At 70.5% G+C, this 22,598-nt stretch carries 17 protein-coding genes; 10 read left to right on the forward strand and 7 right to left on the reverse strand.

Features of this window, described 5'->3' with window-relative positions:
• Nucleotides 1-40 precede the first annotated feature (40 nt).
• Nucleotides 41-571 carry an OmpA family protein gene (locus tag GGR16_RS24380; protein ID WP_019401829.1) on the reverse strand — a complete coding sequence of 177 codons (531 nt, stop codon included), beginning with the start codon at nt 569-571 and terminating at the stop codon, nt 41-43.
• A gap of 97 nt (nt 572-668) precedes the next feature.
• Between GGR16_RS24380 and GGR16_RS24385 the strand changes: the two genes are divergently transcribed.
• From GGR16_RS24385 to tagH, 3 genes are all read left to right on the forward strand, one after another.
• A complete protein-coding gene (locus GGR16_RS24385) occupies nt 669-2,519 on the forward strand; it encodes a type VI secretion system Vgr family protein (RefSeq protein ID WP_183318700.1) in 1,851 nt (616 codons plus the stop codon).
• A 41-nt stretch (nt 2,520-2,560) separates the two neighbouring features.
• Nucleotides 2,561-3,082 carry a DUF6931 family protein gene (locus GGR16_RS24390; protein WP_246373301.1) on the forward strand — a complete coding sequence of 174 codons (522 nt, stop codon included), beginning with the start codon at nt 2,561-2,563 and terminating at the stop codon, nt 3,080-3,082.
• Nucleotides 3,083-3,168: 86 nt separating this feature from the next.
• Entirely contained in the window at nt 3,169-4,521 is a 1,353-nt protein-coding gene (gene tagH / locus GGR16_RS24395; protein WP_183318704.1) for a type VI secretion system-associated FHA domain protein TagH, read from the forward strand.
• A gap of 25 nt (nt 4,522-4,546) precedes the next feature.
• On the opposite strand, the gene GGR16_RS24400 is transcribed toward tagH, so the two are convergent.
• The gene (locus GGR16_RS24400) at nt 4,547-5,305 is read right to left on the reverse strand and encodes a hypothetical protein (protein WP_183318706.1); all 759 of its coding nucleotides are present in this window, start codon (nt 5,303-5,305) and stop codon (nt 4,547-4,549) included.
• Between the two features lie 77 nt (nt 5,306-5,382).
• Nucleotides 5,383-5,883 (reverse strand): PAAR domain-containing protein, encoded by a 501-nt coding sequence (locus GGR16_RS24405; RefSeq protein WP_019404181.1) that lies wholly within the window; start codon nt 5,881-5,883, stop codon nt 5,383-5,385.
• Between the two features lie 195 nt (nt 5,884-6,078).
• Here GGR16_RS24405 and tssK point away from each other — a divergent pair, with 195 nt between their 5' ends.
• From tssK to GGR16_RS24435, 6 genes are read left to right on the forward strand one after another with little or no spacing between them, the layout of a single operon-like run.
• On the forward strand, nt 6,079-7,416 hold the full coding sequence (gene tssK, locus GGR16_RS24410; protein WP_183318708.1) for a type VI secretion system baseplate subunit TssK: 1,338 nt from the start codon (nt 6,079-6,081) through the stop codon (nt 7,414-7,416).
• A complete protein-coding gene (gene tssL, locus GGR16_RS24415) occupies nt 7,413-8,864 on the forward strand; it encodes a type VI secretion system protein TssL, long form (RefSeq protein ID WP_183318710.1) in 1,452 nt (483 codons plus the stop codon). The genes tssK and tssL overlap by 4 nt, the downstream gene beginning before the upstream one ends.
• A 6-nt stretch (nt 8,865-8,870) precedes the next feature.
• On the forward strand, nt 8,871-12,524 hold the full coding sequence (tssM, locus tag GGR16_RS24420; protein WP_183318712.1) for a type VI secretion system membrane subunit TssM: 3,654 nt from the start codon (nt 8,871-8,873) through the stop codon (nt 12,522-12,524).
• A gap of 1 nt (nt 12,525) precedes the next feature.
• Nucleotides 12,526-13,215: a type VI secretion system-associated protein TagF gene (gene tagF, locus GGR16_RS24425; protein ID WP_183318714.1), complete on the forward strand. Its 690-nt coding sequence runs from the start codon at nt 12,526-12,528 to the stop codon at nt 13,213-13,215.
• Complete coding sequence (locus tag GGR16_RS24430; RefSeq protein ID WP_183318716.1) at nt 13,212-13,973, forward strand: protein phosphatase 2C domain-containing protein; 762 nt, start codon at nt 13,212-13,214, stop codon at nt 13,971-13,973. Before tagF ends, GGR16_RS24430 begins: the two co-directional genes overlap by 4 nt.
• Nucleotides 13,974-13,975: 2 nt before the next feature.
• Nucleotides 13,976-16,030, forward strand: coding sequence for a serine/threonine-protein kinase (locus GGR16_RS24435; protein WP_183318718.1), 2,055 nt, complete (start codon nt 13,976-13,978; stop codon nt 16,028-16,030).
• A gap of 3 nt (nt 16,031-16,033) precedes the next feature.
• Here GGR16_RS24435 and GGR16_RS24440 read toward each other — a convergent pair whose 3' ends face one another.
• Nucleotides 16,034-17,500 (reverse strand): transposase, encoded by a 1,467-nt coding sequence (locus tag GGR16_RS24440; RefSeq protein ID WP_183318720.1) that lies wholly within the window; start codon nt 17,498-17,500, stop codon nt 16,034-16,036.
• A 198-nt stretch (nt 17,501-17,698) separates the two neighbouring features.
• Between GGR16_RS24440 and GGR16_RS24445 the strand changes: the two genes are divergently transcribed.
• On the forward strand, nt 17,699-18,643 hold the full coding sequence (locus GGR16_RS24445; RefSeq protein ID WP_082312411.1) for an adenylate/guanylate cyclase domain-containing protein: 945 nt from the start codon (nt 17,699-17,701) through the stop codon (nt 18,641-18,643).
• 18 nt (nt 18,644-18,661) lie between these two features.
• On the opposite strand, the gene GGR16_RS24450 is transcribed toward GGR16_RS24445, so the two are convergent.
• The 3 genes from GGR16_RS24450 to GGR16_RS24460 all read right to left on the reverse strand — a co-directional run bounded on the left by GGR16_RS24450 (nt 18,662) and on the right by GGR16_RS24460 (nt 22,588).
• Nucleotides 18,662-19,918, reverse strand: coding sequence for an aminopeptidase (locus GGR16_RS24450; RefSeq protein WP_053193311.1), 1,257 nt, complete (start codon nt 19,916-19,918; stop codon nt 18,662-18,664).
• Between the two features lie 84 nt (nt 19,919-20,002).
• Nucleotides 20,003-21,490, reverse strand: a complete 1,488-nt coding sequence (gene xylB / locus GGR16_RS24455; RefSeq protein WP_019404041.1) for a xylulokinase — start codon at nt 21,488-21,490, stop codon at nt 20,003-20,005.
• 12 nt (nt 21,491-21,502) lie between these two features.
• Nucleotides 21,503-22,588 (reverse strand): ABC transporter ATP-binding protein, encoded by a 1,086-nt coding sequence (locus tag GGR16_RS24460; protein WP_019404042.1) that lies wholly within the window; start codon nt 22,586-22,588, stop codon nt 21,503-21,505.
• Between the last annotated feature and the right edge of the window lie 10 nt (nt 22,589-22,598).

Here is a 22,598-nt window from a genome sequence, read left to right on the forward strand (position 1 = left end):
CGTTCCTTGCGAGGGGCCGCCGGTATGCCGGAGACCGCGTCTAGCGGATCTCCAGGCGCGTCTCGACGCGCCTGTTGGCAGCGTCGAAGGGATTGGCGGTGCGTGGCCGCATCTTGCCGTAGCCCCTCGCCGTCAACCGCGAGACGTCGATGCCCTTCCCGGTGAGATAGCGCACCACGGAGCTCGCGCGCCGCTCCGACAGGCCGAGGTTGTACGCCTCGCTGCCGGTCGCGTCCGTATGCCCCTCGACGAGGAAGGTGGCGGTGGCGAGCCGCTGGTCGGCGAGCGCCTTGGCGAACTCGTCGAGATTGCGGCGCGCCTCGCGCGTCAGGACGTCGGAGTTGTAGTCGAAGGTGACGACGAGATCGAAGGGCTCCACCACCGGCTTGGCCGGGGCGGACTTGCACTCGGCCTCGGTGCCGATGCACAGGCCGCGGGTCGCGCCGAGCCCTGATTGCGGCGCGAAGTGCTGGATGATGTCGTTGGCGTTGTAGGCCGTTTGCGCCGTTGCCGTTTGACAGAGGGGAACAAGCAACGCAAGGGCGAATACTGCAGGGACCTTGTTGCGCATGGGAGCACACCTGGTCTTTGATTGCTCGACGATGCCCCTATTTTCCTATACTGTCAAGTTCCGTAAGTGTGCCACAACACGCGTCGAAGGCTGATCCATGAGCACCGATATCAGTCAGGCACGGCGTATTGCTTCCTTCAAGACCCCGTTAGGCGACGATGCATTCGTCTTAACTCGCTTCGATGCTCGCGAGGGGCTGAGCGAACTGTTCGAATACAGAATAGATGCTGTGAGTAGCCAGCGAAGTGCCAATCTCGAACCGCTCCTGGGCGAGAAATGCTCCGTCAGCTTCAAGCTGCGTGACGGCAGCGAGCGGCATTTCAGCGGCATTGCGGCCGAATGCCAGCGCCTCGACGTGCGCGAGCAGGAGCAGGTCTACCGCTTCGTCCTCAGGCCCTGGCTTTGGCTTCTGTCGCAGAAGGCGACCTGCAGGATCTTCCACAAAAAGCGCGCTCCCGAGATCATCTGCGACGTTCTCGACAAGGAGAAGGGCGCCCGCTACGAGCTGCGCCTGTCCGACGACTACCAGCTGATGGATTATTGCGTCCAATACCGGGAGAGCGACCTCGATTTCGTGCAACGCCTGATGGAGGAGCACGGGATCTATTATTACTTCAAGCATTCGTCAGACGGGCACACGCTGGTGCTGGCGGATTCCCGCTCGGCGCACGATGAACAGCGCCCCTCGGCGGCGCGTGGCGGAGCGCCCGCCGACGGCGCCTTTCCCTTTCTGCCGCGCGGGACGCAGGACCAGCGCCAGTGCGAGCACATCACCCACTGGCTCAGCGAACGGCGCCTGCGGACCGGGCGCGTCGAGCTCAACGATTACGACTACACGAAGTCTGGCGCCGACCTGAAGCGCTCGAAGGAGGAGGGGGCCGCCAAGGCCAAGGCCTACGAGTTCTACGACTATCCCGGCCGCTACACCGACCGGAAGGACGGCGAGCGCTTCGCCGAGATCCGCGTGCAGGCAGCGCAGGCGCAGGACGACAGGCGCCATGCCGGCGGCGACGCCGTGAGCCTCTATCCCGGGGCGCTGGTGCGCGTCGGCGAGGTGCCCGGCGAGAGCTACAAGGGCGATTATCTCGTGACCAGCGCCCGGCACGGCTTCTCGACCGAGGCCTACCGCTCGCAGGCCGGCTCGGGCGAGGACGAGATCTACAGCGGCTCCTACGAATTCCTGCCGACCGAGCGCCGCTTCCGCGCGCCGCTGGTGACGCCGCGGCCGGTCATCACGGGGCTGCAGACGGCCAAGGTCGTCGGCGAGAACCGGGAGGAGGGCGAGGAGATCGACGTCGACAAGTACGGCTGCATCTATGTCCAGTTCCACTGGGACAGGGACGACAAGACGACGTCGCGCCGCGTGCGCGTCGCTCAGATGTGGTCGGGCAAGGGCTGGGGCGGGCAGGTCATCCCGCGCATCGGCCAGGAGGTCGTCGTCGCCTTCCTCGAGGGCGACCCGGACCAGCCGCTCGTCGTCGGCACCGTCTATAACGACGAGCACGACCTGCCTTATGAGTTGCCGGCGAACAAGACCGTCTCGGGCCTGAAGTCCAACTCCACGAAGGGCGGCGGGGGCTACAACGAGCTGAAGTTCGAGGACAAGAAGGGCGAGGAGGTCGTCACGCTGCACGCGCAGAAGGACCTCGCCTCCGTAATCCGGCACCAGGAGACGCGGGAGATCGGCCAGGATCTCAAGAAGCCGACCGGCGATTTCGCACGCAAGACCATCCTGAAGAAGGGCGACGATCACCTCGACATCGACCAGGGGTGCCTCTACGTCACGGCCAAGCTGAAGATCCGCTTCAAGGTCGGCATGAGCACGATCACGATGGATCCGACGGGGGTGACCATCAAGTCGCCGACCGTGACGGTGAAGAGCACGAAGACCAGCGTGAAGGGCGACGCGACCGTCGTCATCAAGGGTGGCATCGTCCAGATCAACTGAGGCCGGCCATGCAGCGGGTGCGCTTTCCCACGGCGAAAAGCTTGTTCGAGGCCTTTCCGGAGGCGGGGGAGGACATCGCCGCGCCTCCCACGGAAGAGCCGCCGCTCACCTTTGCTAGGCGCCTCGCGGCGGGCGAGACGCCGGAGGAGGCGATCACCTTCTGCGCCTATCTGCTGCCGCGGCGCGAGGCCGTCTGGTGGGCGTGCCGGTGCGTCCGGGCGCTCGTGCCGCAGCCGGCCGGCGAGGATGCGGCAGCGCTCGCCGCCGCCGAGGACTGGGTGCGCGAGCCGGAGGATGGGCGGCGCCGCGCAGCGCTCGCCCTCGGCTCGACCGGCGACCACGGCCGCCCGGCCACCTGGGCGGCGCTGGCTGCCGCCTGGTCCGGCGGCAGCCTGGTGGAGGGACACACGGTGCCGTGCCCGCCCCACCTCACCGCCAAGGCGGCGCAGACGGCCGTCCTTACGGCACTGGCGCATGTGGATGCGCACGAGCGCGGCGGTCAGATCGCGGCCTGCCTCGAAACCGGGCTGTCGCTGCTGACGCCGGACGGCGAGAGGCGCTGAGCCGATACAACCGGCGCGCAAATTGGTCTAGGATCGGCAAGCGATGCGACGTGCGCGGCGCCGATGCGAGGAGGGCGAGCCCGGCGATGGCCCTGACGCTCACGATCGAGAACATGGCCAGCCTGCCCGACGGCGGCCCGCTCAGCGTCTCCGTCTCCGGCCCCCGCGGGCTCGACATCGGCCGCGACCAGCACCTCGACTGGACCCTGCCGGACCCGACCCGCACCGTCTCCGGCAAGCATTGCGAGGTGCGCTATCACGACGGCGCCTACTGGCTGACCGACGTGTCGACCAACGGCACCTATCTCAACGGCTCGGGGCAGCGCATGCAGTCGCCGCACCGGCTGCGCCACGGCGATCGCATCGAGATCGGCGACTACATCATCGCGGTCGCGCTCGATGCGACCGAGCCGGCGTCGCTGCCGGCGGAGGAAGCCCCCGGACCGTCTGCCCGCGCGACCGAGTTCTGGAGCAGCGCGCCCGATGCCGCCCCGCCCGCGCCGCGGCGCGACTTCCAGCCGGCGCGCGAGTTGCGTCCCGTGCGGCCGGATTTCCTCGACTGGGCGGTCGAAACGCCCGATGTCGCCGCAGAGGGTGGCGCGGGTGCGGCAGGGCCGGCTCCTGCCCCTAGCGGCGCCCCTGCCGGCGAGGACCTGTCCTGGGCGGCGGGTCCCGTGCCGCAGCCACCGGCCGTGGCGCCCGTGCCGCCCGTCCCGACGCCGCGCCGGCCGCCGGCGGCTGCAGCCGCCAATCCGTGGAGCGAGCCGCGGGAGCCGTCGTCCGCGCCGCCCCCCGCACAGGAGCCTGCGCGTGCGGCAGAGCAGGGACCGCCGCCAGCAGTGCCGTTTCCTGCCGCGCAAGGCGCCGATTTCCTCGCCCGCTTCGCGCGCGGCGCCGGCCTGCCCGAGGAGGCGCTTGCCGGCCGTGACGTGGGCGAATTCGCGGAGCATCTCGGCGTGCTCATGCGCCTCGTCGCCGACGATCTCAAGCAGTTGCTCGCCGCCCGCGCCGAGGGCAAGCGCCTTGCCCGCAGCGCCAGCCAGACGACGATCCAGGCCGTCGACAACAATCCGCTCAAGTTCTCGCCGACGGTGGAGGATGCGCTGCGCCTGATGTTCGGCCCGCCGGCGAGCGGCTATCTCGATGCCCGGCAGACGCTGGCGCAGAGCTTTCGCGATCTCAAGATCCACCAGGTGAAGACCTATTCGGCCATGCAGCACGCGCTGCGCATGCTGATGGAGGACCTTGCCCCCGAGGCCATCGACGAGGCGACCGGGGACGCGGGGATCGGCGGCCTCATCGGCTCGCGCAAGGCGCGCCTGTGGGACGCCTATGTGGCGCGCTGGCAGGCGAAGACGGCGCCGCACGAGCACGGCCTCGTCGATGCCTTCATGATCTATTTCGCCGAGTGCTACGACAAGGGCGGCCGGGGCGGCTGAAGCGCGTCCCTTCATGGGCCTGCAGTCAGGGCCGGCCGAGGATCTCGTCCATCTTGTGCGGCCGCAGCTCCGGCGGCGCCTCGTCGAGACTCGCCCCATAGCGCATGAGGATGCGGATCTGGTCGTGCACGTCCCATTGCGACTGGCCGGCTTCCTCGATCTCGTCGAGATTCACGATGTTGCGCTCGAGATCGTAGACCGGCGAGGGCACCGAGGGGCGCGACCGCTTCTGCTCCTCTGCGGCCGCATAGGCGGCGCGGGCACCGGGAACCCACAGCGTGCGATAGGCCGCGGTGATGTCCTGCCGCAGCGGGCCACGGCCGTGCAGCACGTATTCGCCGGCGGCGCGGAACGCCTCGGTCAGGCCCTTGCCCTCGGCGGCGCTGTCGGCCTTGTTGAAATTGGCGGGCAGGGCGCGCACCTCGGCGAAGAGCAGCTGCAGGTCGCGCGCATGGGCGGCGTCCTTAAGGTAGAGCCACGGATAGCGTCCGTCGACCATGATCTGGCCCGGCAGCATGTGCGCCGCCTGGCGCGGGTGGCTCTCCCGGAAATGCTGCCACTGCGCTTCCTCGCAGGTGACGCGCGGGCGCGGCGGCAGGGGCAGCGACCGGTTCTGCGCATCGCGCAGGAGGGCGAGCCAGCACAGCACCTTCACGACATGGCCGTTACGCGTCTCGGCATGGGATTTCGCGAGCTGCGGATCGCTCCTGAAATGCTCGACGATCTGGTGCGTGAACCGCGCCGCCTTGGCGGCTTCGCGATCGGGAACCCTGCGCGTGGCCATCGGCGCTCCTTCCTCGCAACGGCCCTTGCGCTCATCATCGTTCGTTCGCGCGGCCCCGCCGTGCGCCGGGGCACGCGCTACGGGCCGATGATGACGGTCGGCAGGCCCATGGCGATCTTGTTGGGCGGGCCCACCGCCTCGACGATGGTGTCGCCCATGCGGCAGGCGGCAAGATCGTTGATGAGCACCGTCGTCGAGCCGTCGACGACGACGCCCGGCCCGTGCGGCGGGATCGGGAGCGGTGTCGTGCATAGATGGATGTCCGCACCGCCGGCCGCCGCGGTGATGGTGGAGCCCATCGCCGTGGCAGCGGCCGCCTTGGCCGCTTCCTCCGCGGCCTTGGCCGCGGGGGCGCCCGGCGTGCCCGCGGCGGCGATCGTCGCCGCCTCGGCCGCGCGGATGGTCGTCTCCGAGGCCGTCTTGGCCGACTGGATGGCAGCCGCCGCGGCAGCGGTGACGCCGCGCCAGGCCGGCAGGCCGCCGATGAAGACAGTGGGGCTGCCCGGCCCGGGCGTCAGCAGGCCCGGCAGGGGATGGACGACAGGATCCGTGACCCGCGCGGCAAAACCCTTCGGCATCCGGCCTTCCTCGGCAGACGGGCTTCATACCCCGTGCGCGCCCGCACGCCGGTCATCTTGCGCCGGCGCCATCGTGCGATCAAGCGCACTGCTTGCGCGACGACTTTGGACGGCTCCCGCGACAACCTGCAGGCGGCAGGTGACGGCGGGGCGGGTGCAGTCTATACTTTTTTGGCGAGACCGGCGGGAAAGCAAATGTCCTGGTATAGCAAGGTCGTTTGGTCGGAAGGTCTCTTCCTGAGGCCGCATCACCTGCAGCAGAGTGATCGTTACCTCGAAAATCTGGTCGAGAGCCGCCTCCGCCATATCACGCCCTATCCCTGGGGCTTCTCCGCGCTCGAAATCGACCGGGACCTCGCGCAGCAGAGCAAGTTCGGCCTGCGCCGGGCCAGCGGCGTGATGCCGGACGGCACCCCCTTCAGCGTGCCCGACAACAGCCCCTTGCCCGCGCCGCTCGACGTGCCGGAGGATGCGGCCAAGCAGGTGGTGTGGCTGTCGCTGCCGGTCGGTGCGCCGAACACGCGCGAGGTCGAGGACGGCGAGGCCGACAGCGCGAGCCGCTTCGTCTCGGCGAGCGCCCTCATGATCGATTCCACCTCGCCGCTCAGGGTCGAGGAGGAGATCGACGTCGCCTATCCGCGCCTCGCCTACGAGCTGCGCCGGACGCCGAAGCCGGGCTTCGTCAACCTCGCCGTCGCGCGCATCCTCGAAGTGCGCGACCGGGCCGTCATCCTCGACGAGAAATTCGCGCCGCCGGTGCTGACGTGCAGCGCCCATCCGGTCGTCGACGGCTGGATCGACCGCGTCATCGGCTGGATGGACAACAAGCTCGAGGAACTCGCCCGCTATGCCGCCGACCCGACGGCAGGCGGCGGCCTGCAGAGCGCCGACTATCTCATCCTGCAGCTGCTCAACCGGCACATCCCGGTGCTCAAGCACTTCCGCCGCTCGCGCTACGTGCATCCCGAGCGGCTCTACGAGGAACTGCTGCGCATCGCCGGCGAGCTCGCCACCTTCGTCACGGCCGAGCGGAGGGCGCGCGACTACCCGGCCTATGACCACGACGACCTCGAGCCGGTCTTCGCGCCGGTCATCCGCGACATCCAGGACTTCCTCAGCGCCCAGATCGGCCGCCGCGCCATCCGCCTCGAGATCGTCGAGCGGGCGCACAACGCCTTCACCTCGACCATCCGCGACCGGGCGCTGTTCCGCAACGCGACGCTCGTGCTGGAAGTGGCGGCACAGCGACCGCTGACGGAGATCCAGAACCAGTTCCCGCATCTCTTCAAGGTCGGGCCCAACACCAAGATGAACGAGATCGTGCATGCCCACCTGCCGGGTGTGCCGCTCATCCACCTGCCGACGCCGCCGCCGCAGATCCGGGCGATCACCGATCACGTCTATTTCTATCTCGACCGCACCTCGCCGCTGTGGCCGGAGTTCAGCACGGCGACCTCCATCGGCATGCATTTCTCCGGTGACTGGCCGGGCCTCGAGCTCGAACTCTGGGCGGTGCTGGAGGGGCGGCGATGAGCGGCGACGACAACGGCCCGCGCGATCCCTTCGGGCGCAGCGAGCGCACCATCATCCGGCCGCGGCCGGCCGGGCGCGGCCCGGCGGCGCCGCCTCCGAGCGCCACGCCTCCGCCAGCCACGCCTCCGCCCGCCGCCCCTGCCATGCCTCCGCTGCCGGCGGCGAGTTCACAGCCCGGGGAGGGGGCAGGCGACGAGTGGGTCTCCGCCGTCCCGCCGCAGGCCGCGGGCGGGGAGCGGCAGGAGGGGCGGGCCCGGGCGCTGGTGCTGCGGCGCGAGGAACTTCTCACCCCGAACGACAATCCCCTCATGCGGGCCGCCGGGCCGCTTCTTCTCCTTCTCGGCGAATTGCGTGTCGGCACGCTCAGGGCGCCCTTCGCCCAGCTGATGGAGCAGGTGGCCGACAGCATTGAGGAATTCGAGCGCGACGTGCGCGCAGCAGGCCTTCCCGCGGAAGAGACGCGCGTCGCCAAATACGTGCTTGCGGCCACCGCCGACGACATCGTCCAGAACATTCCCGGCGAGGATCGGCATGTGTGGACGCAGTACAGCATGCTGAGCCGCTTCTTCGGCGAGCGCGTCGGGGGCGTGCGCTTCTTCGACGAATTGGAGCGGGCGAGGGCCGATCCGAGCGTCAACTACGCCCTTCTCGAGCTCATGCACGCCTGCCTTGCCCTCGGCTTCCAGGGCGTGCACCGCACCTCGGCCGGCGGGGCGGCGGCGCTGCAGCAGATCGAGCGCGGCCTCTACGAGACGCTGCGCCGGGTGAAGCGGGCGAACGAGGAGCTGTCGCCGCGCTGGCAGGGCCAAGCCGTTCCGGTGGAGGCGGCTCGCCTCCGGGTGCCGGTGTGGGCCGTCGCCTCGCTTGCCGGGGTCGTCCTGCTCGGCCTCTTCCTCCTCCTGCGCAGCCTGCTCGGCAACGATTCCGAAGCCGTCGCGGCGTCGCTCATCGCCGTCCACCCGACCTCCGAGATCGGCATCCAGCGCCGTGTCTTCTCGGCGCCGCCGCCTCCGCCGCCCTCGGCCCAGGCGAGCCGCCTGCAGCAGGACCTCAAGGGCGAGAAGATCCTCGTCCAGGAGAGCGGCAACAAGGTTCTCATCCGCATCTCCGACCTGCCGCTGTTCGCGCCGGGGCAGGCGGTGGTGCGCAACGAGTTCAAGCCGCTTCTGGCGCGCATCGCGGCGGCGGTGGAGAAGGAGCCGGGAACGGTCAAGATCGTCGGCCACACCGACAGTGTGCCGATCCGCACCGTTCGCTTCCCGTCCAATTTCGTACTGTCGCAGGAGCGGGCGAAGGCGGTCGCCGACCTCATCAAGGTGCAGCTCACCAACCCGGGCCGCGTCGCCACCGAGGGCAAGGGGGCCGACCAGCCCATCGCCTCCAATGCCACGGCAGACGGGCGCGCCAAGAACCGTCGCGTCGAGATCCTCATCGAGCGGAGCAGTTGACGTGCCATGCCCGCAACTGAAGCCAGAGGGACAAGCAGAGGCCGCCTGACGCTGGCGGGTGCGCTCGCGCTCGGCGCGACGCTCGCCGGGCTCGTGGCCTTCGGCCTGCTGGTGTGGCTGGCGGGGCCGCTTCTCGCCTTTGGCGAGATGCGGCCGCTGGAAGAGGCATGGGTGCGTGCCGCGCTCATCGGCATCGTCGTGCTCACCGTCGCAGGGCTCCTTGCCTGGCGCTTCTACCGGCGCCGCAAGGCGAGCCGCGAGCTGGAGGAGGGGATCGCCGCCGAGGTGGCCGAGGAGAGCGATGCCGCCGCCCTCAAGGAGGGGATGAAGGATGCGCTCGCCACCCTGCGCCAGTCGAAGGGCGGCAGCGGCGACTATCTCTACGACCTGCCGTGGTACCTCATCATCGGCCCGCCCGGGGCCGGCAAGACGACCGCGCTGATCAATTCCGGCCTCAAGTTTCCCCTCGCGCGCGGTGGCACGCCGCAGGCGGTCGCCGGCGTCGGCGGCACGCGCTACTGCGACTGGTGGTTCACCGAAGATGCGGTGCTGATCGACACCGCCGGCCGCTACACGACGCAGGACAGCGACGCCAAAGGGGATCGCGAGAGCTGGCTCGCCTTCCTCGATCTCCTCAAGGAGAACCGGCCGAAGCAGCCGATCAACGGCGTCCTCGTCGCCATCAGCGTCGAGGATCTCCTGACCGCGAGCGGCGAGGAGATCGCCGCCCATGCGGCCGCGATCCGCAAGCGGCTGATGGAGCTCAACCAGCGCCTCGGCGTTGATTTTCCCGTCTATGCGCTCCTCACCAAGACGGATCTCGTCGCCGGCTTCCGGGAATTCTTCGGCAGTTTCACGGAAAGCCAGCGCCGCATGGTCTTCGGCCATACGTTCCAGACCGGCGACAGGACGCGCAACATGATCGCGGACGTGCCGGGGGAATATGACGCGCTGATCGCCCGGCTCAACGAGCTGCTGCCGGACCGGTTGCACGAGGAGCCGACGCCCCAGGCGCGGGTCGCCCTCTTCAGCTTCCCGAGCCAGATGGCGACGCTGAAGCGGGTGGTGGTCGACTTCCTCGACCGCGTCTTCGAGCCGACGCGCTATCACGTCAATGCGACGCTGCGCGGCTTCTACTTCACCTCCGGCACGCAGCAGGGCACGCCGATCGACCAGCTCATCGGCACGCTCGCCAGGAACTTCGGCGCCGAGGCCGCGGCGGGCGCGGCCTATTCGGGCCTCGGCAAGAGCTATTTCCTGACGGATCTCTTCCGCAAGGTGATGCTGGGCGAAGCCGGCTGGGTGTCGACGAACCGTGCCGCCGTGCGGCGCGCGCGGGTGCTGCGGGCGGCCGCCTTCGGCGTGATCGCCGCCGCCGTCATCGCCGCCGGGGCCCTGTGGTGGCTGAGCTACAGCAAGAACCGGGACCTCATCGCCTTCTCCGGCAATGCGGTTGCCGAATATCGCGAGATCGCCGCGCCCGTGCTGCGCGAGACGACGGTGATGGAGCGCGACTTCGGCAAGATCCTGCCGCTCCTGCACAAGCTGCGCTACATGCCGGCCGGCTACGCCCAGCGGGAGGAGGCGACGCCGCTTGCCGCCACCTTCGGCCTCAGCCAGCGGGAGCGCCTGCAGTCGGCTTCCGAGACCGCCTATCACGTGGCGCTCGAGCGCATGCTGCGCTCGCGCCTCATCTTCCGCCTCGAGGAGCAGCTCGAGGCCAATCTCAACAATCCGAGCTTCCTCTACGAGGCGCTCAAGGTCTATCTGATGATCGGCGGCCAGGCGCCGACGGACGCTGATTTCGTGCTCGCCTGGATGCGGCGCGACTGGGCGGACAATCTCTTTCCCGGCGCTGCCAACGCACGCGGCCGCGAGGCGCTGGAGGAGCACCTCCTCGCCATGCTGGAGCTCGAGACGGGCGAGGCGACGATCGGGCTCAACAACGCGCTCATCGAGGACGCGCAGCGGACGCTGGCGCGCATGAGCCTCTCCGAGCGGGCCTACGAGCTGCTGAAGTCGCAGGCGCGCGGCCAGAGCCACAAGGACTGGGTGGTCGCCTTCCGCGGCGGGGCGGACACCGCCCTCGTCTTCGAGGGCACGGGCGGCGAGGACCTCGAAAGCATCCGCGTGCCCTATTTCTACACCTACGACGGCTTCCACGAGGCCTTCATCGCCCGCCTGCCGGACATCGGCGCGCAGGTCGAGCGCGAGCGCTGGGTGCTTGGTCCCGCCGGCCAGCAGGCGGCAGTGGCGACGCAATACCAGACGCTCTTCCAGGACATCCTGCGCCTCTACACGCGCGATTTCGTCGCCGCCTGGCAGCAGGCGCTGCTGCGCCTGAAGCTGCGCCCGCTGACGGCCGACAAGCCGCAATATGTCGCGCTGAGCGCGGCCTCGGCCGCGACCTCGCCCATCAAGCAGCTGCTGGAATCGATCCGCGACGAGACCAGGCTGACGCGCGAGCGCCCGGCGCCGCCCGCCGAAAGCGCCAGCAACGGCAAGGCGGCCGCGGCGGCCATCGATGCGGCGGCGCGGGCCGCTTCGCAGCTCGGCGGTGCAGTCGGCCGCGTCGGCTCCACGGCCGGGCGCGTCGGCTCCATCGCCGGGCAGGCCGGCGTCGGCCAACTCGTGACCGGGGGGCCGGCCGGCTCAGCCCCCATCTCCGCCGACGGGCAGGCGCCGGGGGCCAATATTGAGGCGCTGTTCAAGCAGTTCCACGTGCTCGTCGATGGCGACCTCGGCCGCCGGCCCGTCGACCAGCTGCTGCAGAGCCTCAGCGAGATCAACCAGAACCTCGCCGTCTCGGCCATCAACCCGGCCCAGGCGACGCAGGCCAACAACGCCCTCGTGCCGCAGATCGCGGTGCTCCGGGCCACGGCCTCGCGCTTCCCCGCGCCGTTCGACCAGATGATCCGCTCGGCGGCTGGCGACTTCGAGGGCGATGCGGCCGGCGCCTCGGTGGTCAATCTGCAGCAGGCGCTCGCCGACCAGGTGACGCGCGTGTGCCAGCAGATCGTCACCAACCGCTATCCCTTCGTGCGCGGCAGCGGGCGCGAGGTGCCGCTTGCCGATTTCGCGCGCCTCTTCGCCGCCGGCGGCATCATGGACCGCTTCTTCAGCCAGAACCTCGCCCCCTATGCCGACCAGTCGGGCGCGCAATGGACCTGGCGGGGCGACAACCGGGTGGCGCAGTCGCTCTCGGCGGCGACGCTGCGGGAATTCCAGCGTGCGGCGCAGGTGCGCGACGCCTTCTTCCCCACCGGCGGCAACATGCCCTCCTTCACCATGGCGGTGACGCCGCTGACGCTCAGCGGCGATGCGCAAAGCGCCCAGCTGGAGATCAACGGCACGGTTGTCGCGAGCCAGCAGGGCGTCAACACGCCGACCAACGTCAACTGGCCGGGCGGCGGCATCGGCCGCACGTCGATCACCCTCGGCGGCGGCTTCTTCAGTGAGGGGGCACGGCTGGAGCGGCAGGGCACGTGGTCCCTCTTCCGGCTGCTCGATGCGGGCTCCGTCCTGCGGCGCGGCGACAGCATCGTCGCGAGCTTCCTCGTCGGCGGCCGCGAGGTGTCCTACCAGTTCAACGTCGGCTCGCTGCTCAACCCGCTCGTGCTCCCGGCGCTCCGGGAGTTCCGCTGCCCGACGGGGCTGTGACATGCGCCTCGGCCTCTTCGGCAAGCTGCCGGCCAAGCGGGACTTCGTCGCCACCGGGCTGCCGCGCGACCTCATCGGCCTGTGGGAGAAGTGGATGGAGGGCGGGCTATCGACCAGCCGCCTCAGGCTCGGCGCGGGCTGGCAGGAGGTGTTCCTGAAGGCGCCGCTGTGGCGCTTCTGGCTCGGCGCCGACCTCTGCGGCGCGACCGTCGCCGGCGTCTTCATGCCGTCCGTGGACGGGATCGGCCGCTATTTCCCGCTCAGCCTCTTCGCCGTGGCGGAGGCGGGCGAGGCCTTTCCCCCGCCCGAGCTCGACCCGCAGGATGGATGGTTCGCTGGGGCCGAGGAGCTCCTGCTCTCGGCGCTCGCCGAGGGCGCCACCTACGAGGGCCTGCTCGCCGCGCTCGCCAGCCTGCCGCCGCCTGTCGCGCACTTGGCGATGCCGCCGCCGGAGGGCATGATGCGCCTTGCCGACGGCAGCGTGGCGATCAGGGCGCCGCTCGCCACCCTGCCCGAGACGCTGGCTGCCATCCGTGTCGAGGATTATGCTCGCGCCTATGCGGCCACCAGCATGTGGTGGACGGCGGGCGGAGCCGGCTTTTCCCCCATGCTGCTGGTGGCCCGGCGCCTGCCGGACCCGCATCTCTTCGCCGGCATGCTGACGGGCGCCTTCGACCGAGCCGTTGCGTGACGGAGCCGCTGCCCATGCACCAGATGGCCGCAAGGTTCGAAACCGGGGCCGCCACCCATGCCGGCAAGGTGCGCAGTCTCAACGAGGACCGTTTCCTCGCCCGGCCGCAGGCCGGCCTGTGGGCCGTGGCCGACGGCATGGGCGGCTATGAAGGCGGCGAAATCGCCAGCGCCGCCCTCGTCACCATGCTCGAAACCATCGGCGCGCCGGCCTCGGCGCCCGACCTCCTCGCCCGCCTCGAGGACCGGGTGCTGCGCGCCAACCGGCAGCTCCGGGAGATGGGCCGCGCGCGTGGCGGTGTTCTCGGCACCACGCTCGCGGCGCTGCTCGTCTTCGACGGCGATCATGCCTGCGTCTGGTCGGGCGACAGCCGCATCTACCTCGTGCGCGACGGCGCCATCGCGCAGCTCACGCGCGATCACAGCGAGGCACAGGAGATGGTGGACATGGGGCTCCTCACCGCGGACGAGGCGCGCGTCTGGCCGCGGCGCAACGTGATCACCCGCGCCATCGGCGTCAGCGACGAGCCGGAGCTCGAGATCCACCAGGGCCGGGTCGAGCCGGGGGACATCTTCGTCCTGTGCAGCGACGGGCTCACCGCCCATGTCGCGGACGAGGAGATCCTCGCCCATGTCGCCGGCGCGCCGTCGCAGGCGGCCTGCGACGACCTCGTCGCGCTGACGCTGGAGCGCGGGGCGAGCGACAACGTCACCGTGGTGGCGGTGCGCTGCATGCCCGGGCCGCGGGCGGGAGGCTAGCCATGGACGAGAAGACGCGCATCGCGCCGGCCCGCCAGCGCATCGCCGCGGGCACGCGCCTCAACGACATCTACGAGATCGAGCGGCTCGTCGCGGTCGGCGGTATGGGCGAGGTCTACAAGGGCCATGCCATCCAAACGGGCGATGCGGTCGCCATCAAGACGATCCGGCCGGACCTTGCCGAGAACGAGGCGGCCATCGCGCTCTTCCGGAAGGAGGCCTCGGCGCTGCACGAGCTCTATCACGAGGCCATCGTGCGCTATTTCGTGTTCTCGCGCGACCCGGCGCTCGACCTCACCTATCTCGCGATGGAATTCGTCGACGGGCAGGCGCTGTCGGAGCGCGTGAAGGCGGGGCCGCTCGGCTTTGCCGAGGTCGACCTGCTGCGCCGCCGCGTCGCCGCCGGCCTCGCCGCCGCGCACGAGCTCGGCATCATCCACCGCGACCTCTCGCCCGACAACGTCATCCTGCCCGGCGGCAACGTGGGGCGCGCCAAGATCATCGACTTCGGCATCGCCCGCTCGACCAAGCTCGGCGAGGCGACGGTGATCGGTAGCGGCTTCGCCGGCAAGTACAACTATGTCTCGCCCGAGCAGCTCGGCCTCCACGGTGGGGACGTCGGGCCGAAGTCCGACATCTACAGCCTCGGGCTCGTGCTGGCGGAGGCGCTCCTCGGCCGGCCGCTCGACATGGGCGGCAGCCAGAGCGAGATCGTGGAGAAGCGCCGCGCCGTGCCGGATCTTGCGGGCATCGATGCGCGCATGCGGCCGCTCATCACGCGCATGCTGCAGCCACGGCCGGAGGACCGGCCGGCCTCCATGGCCGAGGTCGCCGCCTGGCAGCCGCCGGCGGAGAAGGCCCCTGCCGGGCGCCGGCCGCTGGTTCTTGCCGGGCTCGCCGGCGCGGCGGCCGTCGCGGTTGCGGCCGGGATCGCAGGCATGCCGCTGCTGCAATCGCTGCTTGGTCCGCAGCCCGGCGAGCGCAGGGTCGAAGCCCCGGTGCTGACGCCGGCATCGCGCCCACCGGCCGTGGAGGAACGCGCGACGCAGGGCGAACCGCCGGCCCTTGTGCCGGACAACGGCGCGCCGACGCAGCAGGAAACTGCGACACGGCCGGTGCCGCAGGCCGCCCCGCCGGCCGAGACTGTTGCGCCTCCCACCCTGGCGCCAGAGCAATCTCCGCCCCCTGCCGCACCAGAGCCTTCTGCAACGGAGGTGGACAGCACGCCTCAGGAAGCGCCTGCTTCAGCCCCAGCGCCGGCTCCGCCCCCGGCACAGCCAGGGGAGGCACGGCCCGAGGCCGGCAGCGCCGATCCGCCACCGCTGCTTCCGGCCCCGTCGCAGAGCAGGACCGATGTCGCCGCGCGGCCGGCACAGCCGGAGCTCGTTCCCACGACGCCTGCCGTGACGGCGCCCGCGCCGGCCGGGCCGGTGCCGCGCATCGCCGAGATCACGCGCTACATCGACGAATACAGCGGCGGGGACTGCTTCTTCCTCAATCCCGTGGAGGTCAGCGCCAATGCCGCGCAGGTGGAGGGCTATGGCGCCGCGACGCAGCCTTTCGTGGCGTTCGACGAGGCCTTCCGGCAGGTCAACGGCTTCGAGGCGCAGATCAGCCTTCGGCAGGTGACGGGGGCGCAATGCCCGCTCGTCGCCTTCCTGCGCCAGATGGGACCACTGCGAGGGGAGCCGCCGCGGCTCGACATCGCCGCCTTCAGCCTGCGCAGCGGCGAGACTCTGAGCGGCACGGTCGCCGGTACGGACGGCCGCGAGGTCACGGTGCTGCTCGTCTCCGACGACGGCTATGTGCACAACCTGGCGAGCTTCCTGAAGAAGGACGCAGAGGCGCTGTCCTTCAACCTGCGCGTCGAGCGCACCAGCGGCACCGGCGCCCGGCCGCAGGTCGTCCTGGCGCTCGCAAGCCCGACGCCGCTTGCGACGCTCGCCGGCGGCAAGACCTTGAATGCGGCAACGCTCTTCCCGCTCCTCTTCGCCGAGATCGACCGGACGGGCCAGAAGGTGGGCGTCGCGGCGAAGTACTTCAGGCTGGAGGAATAGGCCTCAATCGACGCGTTTGCCGGGCGCCTGCTCCACGGCCGCCTGGATGCGCTTGACCTCGCGGTAGCGGGCGAGGCGCACCGAGATCATGGCCTCGAACTTCTTGTGCACCTCGGCGAGGGAGAGGGTGCCGCCGGCCTTGTCGTAGAAGATCGGCCGGTTCGCCTCCGCGGGCTTCGGCAGGAGCTCCGCCGCCACCCGGTCGGGCGCGCCTTCCATGGCATCGATGAAGAGCTCGGCCCCGCCCGGCCCGAGGAAGTGGACGAGATAGACCTCGCCGCCGGTCAGCGGCCGACCGATGCGGCGCTGGATGCGCAGCGTGTCTCGCTTCAGCATCTCGGCGGCGAGCAGTGCCGAGAGATAGGGCTCGCGGCGCAGGTCGAGGATGCGGGCGCGCTCGCCGGGGTCGGTGACGACATGGCGCCGGTCGACGCGCTGGATGAGCGCCGCCTCGTTGGCGAGGCCATGTTTGGCGCCGAAGTCCTTCACCACGCCGAGCCAGGTGCTCTCGATGAACTGGTAGAGGCCGGTCGCCGAAGAGGTCTTGGCCTTCACCTCGGTGGCGAAGCTCGATTCCTTGTCGGCGACGGCCATGAGCAGCGAGGGATCGGCCCCGACCACGCGGGCGGCGCGCACGATCGTCTCGACGAGGTGGCGCCGGATCTTGATGGGGCCGAAGGTCAGGATCTGGTTGGCGTTGCCGGGGGAGGTGGCGATGGGGTCGGCCCGCTCCTGCGGCACGACGCTCGGCTCCTCCTTCTCGATGAAGTCGACCGCCTGCTGGGCGGCGGCGAGATCGTCCTCGACGGCGGAGAGCAGGATCGAGGGCGGAGTCGGCGCCGCGACCAGTGCCGGCACACTGTCGGACGGCACTGTGGCGGTTTCCTGCCGCAGGGCAAGCACGGCGGTGCCGATGGCCGCCACGACGATGAGGCCGCTCGCCGCGGCAACGAGATGATGGCCACGAAGGCGCGCCCGCGCGGGCGCAGCGGCTTCCGGGACGACCGGCGCGGAGGGATCGGCAGTCGGCGCGGCTCCTGCCGCGCCGCCGTCTCCCACGCGCCGGGAGATGGCCGCGTACCATCCGGCGAGGGGGCCGGCGGCGTCGGCAGCCGCGAGGCGCTCCAAGGCCTCATGCATGTGCCGTGCGGTTCCGGGCGGGCAGCCGAGCCGCCGCTGCAGCGCGCGCGCCGAGGGGCCGCCGTCGCGGCCGGTGCCGAGCTTCACGGCGAAGAACCAGTCCGACAGTGCAATGCGCAGCGGCTCGAGGGGCGTGCCGACGCAGGGGTAGAGGGCGTGCCCGCAGGCGCGGCAGGCGAAGGCGCGGTGCTTCACGTCGCGCGCGAAGCTGCCGTTCTTGCCGCAGGCCGGACAGTCGATGGCGGTGCCGCCGAAGCGCAGCGCCATGATGGTGTCGAGACAGGCGCTCTCCGGGAATGCTGCCCGGAACTGCCGCAGGGCTTCGTCCATGTCTGCCGTCTCGCCCTGGAGCCGAATCCGATCAGGTTGAACCAAGCTGATCGGCGAATCCGTCTCTCTGTAAAAGGCGGCGGTGTCCCGCTTCTTCTTCTTCCTATTCATAGCACAGGAGGGGCGCCGACGGGTGTCGGCGCGCACGCGCAGCCTGCTTCCGTCGCGCGCCAAAGGCCGCTACAACCGACAGGCGACATGGGCTTGGCGATGGGCCCGGGCGACAAGGGGATGGTGGCGACGATGGCCGGCCAGTCCTGCGAGATCGGCATCCTGTTCGGCGACATCTCCGGCAGCACGCAGCTCTACGAGGTGCTGGGGGACCGCGCCGCGCTCTCCGCCATCGAGGGGTGCCTGCGCACCGCCACGGGCGTCGTCACGGCCCACGGCGGCGCCGTCGTCAAGACCATCGGCGACGAGCTGATGGCGGCCTTTCCCGATCCCGCGGCGATGTTCGATGCGGCGCTCGCCATGCAGCGCTGCATGGAAACCCAGGCGGGGCCCGAAGGTGCGACGCGGCTCGCGCTGCGCATCGGCTTTCACTACGGGCCGGCCATCCGCACCGGGGCCGATTATTTCGGCAACACCGTCAATGTCGCGGCGCGCATGGTGCAGATCGCCCGCGCCGGGCAGATCATCACCAGCGGCGACATCACGGGGCTCCTCCCGCCGACGCAGCGGGCGGTGACGCGGGAGCTGACGCGCTTTCCCGTCAAGGGGAAGAGCGAGGCGACGCGCATCGTCGAGGTGGTCTGGCAGGAGAGCGGCGGGTTGACGGCGGTCGACGTGCTGTCCCGTTCGCCCCGCACCGTCCTGCGGCCAATGCTGCAGCTCAGCTGCGGCGGCAGCGAGCGCATGTTCGAAGGGGAGCGCGAAGTGACCCTCGGGCGGGACGCGGGCAACGACCTCGTCGTCGCCCATGACCGGGTGTCGCGCCGGCATGCCACCCTCGGGCTCCGGCGCGACCGGTGGGTGCTGACCGACCACAGCACCAACGGCAGCTTCATCGCCTTCGACGGCGAGCCGGAGCGGCCGCTGCACCTCGACGCCATCGACCTGCACGGCGCCGGCACCATCGGCCTCGGCCAGCCGGCGGCGCTCGGCGGGGGCGTGCGCTTCTCGGTGCTGCTACGCCGCCGGTGACGGCGTGGGCGCGCTCCTTTAAGCCCACTCGCCCTTGCGGAAGACGGGGACGCGCGTGCCGTCCGGCTTGATGCCGTCGATGTCGATCTCGTTCGAGCCGATCATCCAGTCGATGTGGATGAGGCTCTTGTTGCCGCCGCGGGCGGCGATCTCGTCCGGGCTCAGCGCGCCGCCGCCCTCGAAGCACTTGGCATAGCACTGGCCGAGCGCGATGTGGCAGGCGGCGTTCTCGTCGAAGAGGGTGTTGTAGAAGAGGAGCCCGCTCTTCGAGATGGGCGAGGAATGCGGCACCAGCGCCACCTCGCCGAGGCGGCGCGCGCCCTCGTCGGTGTCGAGCACCTTGCCCAACACCTCCTCGCCGCGGCTCGCCTTGGCCTCGACGATGCGCCCGCCCTCGAAGCGCACGGCGATCTCGTCGATGAGCGTGCCCTGGTAGGAGAGGGGCTTGGTGCTGACGACGCGGCCCTCGACGCGCAGGGCGTGCGGGGTCGTGAACACCTCCTCGGTGGGGATGTTCGGGTTGCAGGTGATGCCGTTCTTTGCCGTGGAGGCGCCGCCGTGCCACTCGTGGCCGTCGGCGAGGCCTACCGTGAGGTCGGTGCCCGGCCCGGTGAAGTGCAGCGCCGCGAAGCGCTCGCCGTTGAGCCAGGTCGTGCGCAGCCTGAGCGCCGCATTGTGCGCCTCCCAGGCGCCGACGGGGTCCTCGCCATCGACGCGCGAGGCGGCGAAGATGGCCTCGGCGAGGCGCGCGACCGCGACGTCCTCCTCGTCGCCCGGGAAGACCTGCTTCGCCCAGGAGGCGGTCGGGTAGGCGATGATGTTCCAGTTGATGTCGAAGCCGGCGATCTTCTCCAGCGCCGGCTGGTAGGCGAGCGAATTGGCCTTGTTGGCGCGGGAGACCTTGGCCGGATCCTGGCCGGCGAGCAGCATGGGGTTGTCGCCGACGATGGCGAGGCGGGCCGTGTCGGCAGAGAAGGCCTTGGCGACGCCCTCGTAGAGCCAGACCGGGGCGCGGTCGAAGCTCGCGTCCTTGGCGAAGCGGTAGCGGGCGAGGGTCAATTCCTCGTCGGACAGGATGGGCGTGACGAGGCCGGCGCCGGCCTTGTAGGCGTGCTCGGCGATGCGCCGCACCAGCGGCAGGGCGGCGACCGGCGCGGTGAGGAACAGATCCTGCCCCTCGCGCAGCTGCAGGCCGACCCTGACGGCGACCTCCGCCAGCCGGTCGAGCTTCACGGGGTCGATCGATGCGACGATGGTGCGCTGGTGCGTGGTCATGAGATGCCCTGCCTGCGAGAAACCTGTGCGCATCGATATACGCTCGCCGGCAGCGATCACAATGGCGAATGCCGCCTTTATGGCTCAGGCGGGCGTGCCGCGCGTCGCCTTTTCCGCGTGATAGAGTTTGCGGAAACGCGCGAGCCGCTCGGCATAGCCGTCGGGTCCGCGCGGCGAGAAACGCTCGCGCAGCGGCGGCTTGCGGCAGATCTCCGCCTCGCTGCCGGCCCCCGCTGCGAGCATGCCGAGCCGCGCCGCGCCGAGCGCCGCGCCCGCCTCGGCCCCCGCCGGCAGGTCGAGCGGGAGGCCGAGGATGTCCGCCAGCATATGCCCCCAGAAGCGGCTGCGCGAGCCGCCGCCGACGAGCATGCAGCTATCCAGCCGGGCGCCGGCTTCGTTGAGCACGTCGAGGTCGTCGGCAAGGCCGAAGGAGACGCCTTCGAGCACGGCATAGGTGAGCGCCTCCGGTCCGTGCTCGGCCCGCAGGCCGGCGAAGAGCCCGGTCGCGTCGGCGTCGTTGTGCGGCGTGCGCTCGCCGGTGATGTAGGGAAGAAACAGGGGCGCGTGGATGCGGTTGCGCTCGCTCTCCGCAAAGAGCTCCACATCGGCGAGCAGGCCCGCGATGTCGCCGCCGCGGCCCACGAGGGTCGCGACCCAGGTGAGCGCCGAGGCGGCGGCGAGGGTCACGGCCATGCCGTGCCAGCGGCCGGGCAGGGCGTGGCAGAAGGCGTGCAGCGTGCGTTCGGGCAGGGCGGTCAGCCGGTCCGTGACGGCGAAGAGCACGCCGGAGGTGCCGAGGGAGAGGAAGCCCTCGCCGGCGCGCGTCGCGCCGATGCCGACGGCCGAGGCGGCGTTGTCGCCGCCGCCGCCGGCCACCGGCACGCGCCGGCCGGCAAGGCCGAGGAGCGCCCCCGTGTCGGCCGACAGGTGGCCGGACAGCTCCGAGCCCTCGACGAGATCGGGCATGTGGGTGCGCGTGAGGCCGCAGGCTTCGATGAGCACGTCGTCCCAGCGGCGGGCGTCGACGTCGAGCCACAGCGTGCCGGCGGCGTCCGACATTTCCGAGACATAGCCGCCGGTGAGGCGGAAGCGGATGTAGTCCTTCGGCAGCAGCACCTTGCGCGTCGCCGTGAAGACATCCGGCTCGTGCCGGCGCACCCACAGGAGCTTGGGCGCCGTGAAGCCGGGCATGGCGATGTTGGCGGCGCGGCGAGTGAAGTCCGGCACCTTCTCCTGCAACTCCCGGCACTCGGCGGCGCAGCGCCCGTCGTTCCAGATGATGGCCGGGCGCAGCACACGTCCCTCGCCATCGACGAGCACGGCGCCGTGCATCTGGCCCGAGAGGCCGATGCCGGCGAGGCCCTGCCATGCCTCGGGCGCGGCGTCCCGTACTCTGGCGGTGGCGGTGAGCGTCGCCTGCCACCATTCTTCCGGGTCCTGCTCCGACCACAGCGGATGGGGCCGCGAGATGCCGACCGGCACGGTGGCCTCGGCGACGGTCGCCTGGCGCTCGTCGAGCAGCAGCGCCTTGACCGAGGAGGTGCCGATATCGAGCCCGAGATAGGTCGGCATGGAGATCTCCGATCAGATGGCGCGGCCGGCGCCGTCGAAGAGATAGGCCTGGGCGGGATCGAAGCCCGCGCGGATGTCCTCGCCCGCCGCGAGGGAGCGGCGGCCCGGCACCTGCAGGATCAGCGTCTCGCCGTTGCCGGTCTGCGCATAGAGCTGCGAGGTGGCGCCGAGGCTCTCGGCGAACTCACCCCGGAGGGCGAGGCGCGCGGCCCCGCCGTCGCCGACGGAAAGGTGCTCCGGCCTGAGGCCGAGCACCACGTCCTCGCCCGGCTGGACCGTCGGCGCATGGCGCGTGGGCAAGGTGAGGTCGTCGGCGAGGGCCGGGTGGCGCACGGTGACGGCGCCGCCGTTTACCGCCGCGACGGAGGCCTTGAGGAAGTTCATCTTCGGCGAGCCGATGAAGCCGGCCACGAAGATGTTGTCGGGGCGCTCGTAGAGGTCGGCGGGCGAGCCGATCTGCTCCACCTTGCCGGCGCGCAGCACGACGATGCGGTCGGCGAGCGTCATCGCCTCCACCTGGTCGTGGGTGACGTAGACCATGGTGACGCCGAGGTCGCGGTGCAGGCGCGCGATCTCGACGCGCATCTGGCTGCGCAGCTCGGCATCGAGGTTCGACAGCGGTTCGTCGAAGAGGAAGAGCTTCGGGTTGCGCACGATGGCGCGGCCGATGGCGACGCGCTGGCGCTGGCCGCCGGAGAGCTGGCGCGGCTTGCGCTGCAGCAGATTCTCGATCTGCAGGATGCGCGCGGCCTCGGCGACGCGGCGGTCGATCTCCTCCCGCGGGGTCTTCGCCATTCGGAGGCCGAAGGAGATGTTGTCGTGCACGCTCATGTGCGGGAAGAGCGCGTAGGACTGGAAGACCATGGAGACCTGCCGCGATGCCGGCTCCGTGTCGGTCACGTTGGCGCCGTCGAGGTAGATGTCGCCCTCGCTCACCTCCTCGAGGCCGGCCACCATGCGCAGCAGGGTGGACTTGCCGCAGCCGGAGGGGCCGACGAAGACGACGAACTCGCCGCGCTCGGCGGTGATGTCGACATGGTCGATGACCGTCGCGTCGCCGAAGCGCTTCACGATCTTCTCGAGCTTGAGAAAGCTCATGTCGGGCGGG

The organism is Chelatococcus caeni, assembly GCF_014196925.1.
In the GTDB taxonomy this organism is placed as follows: domain Bacteria; phylum Pseudomonadota; class Alphaproteobacteria; order Rhizobiales; family Beijerinckiaceae; genus Chelatococcus_A; species Chelatococcus_A caeni.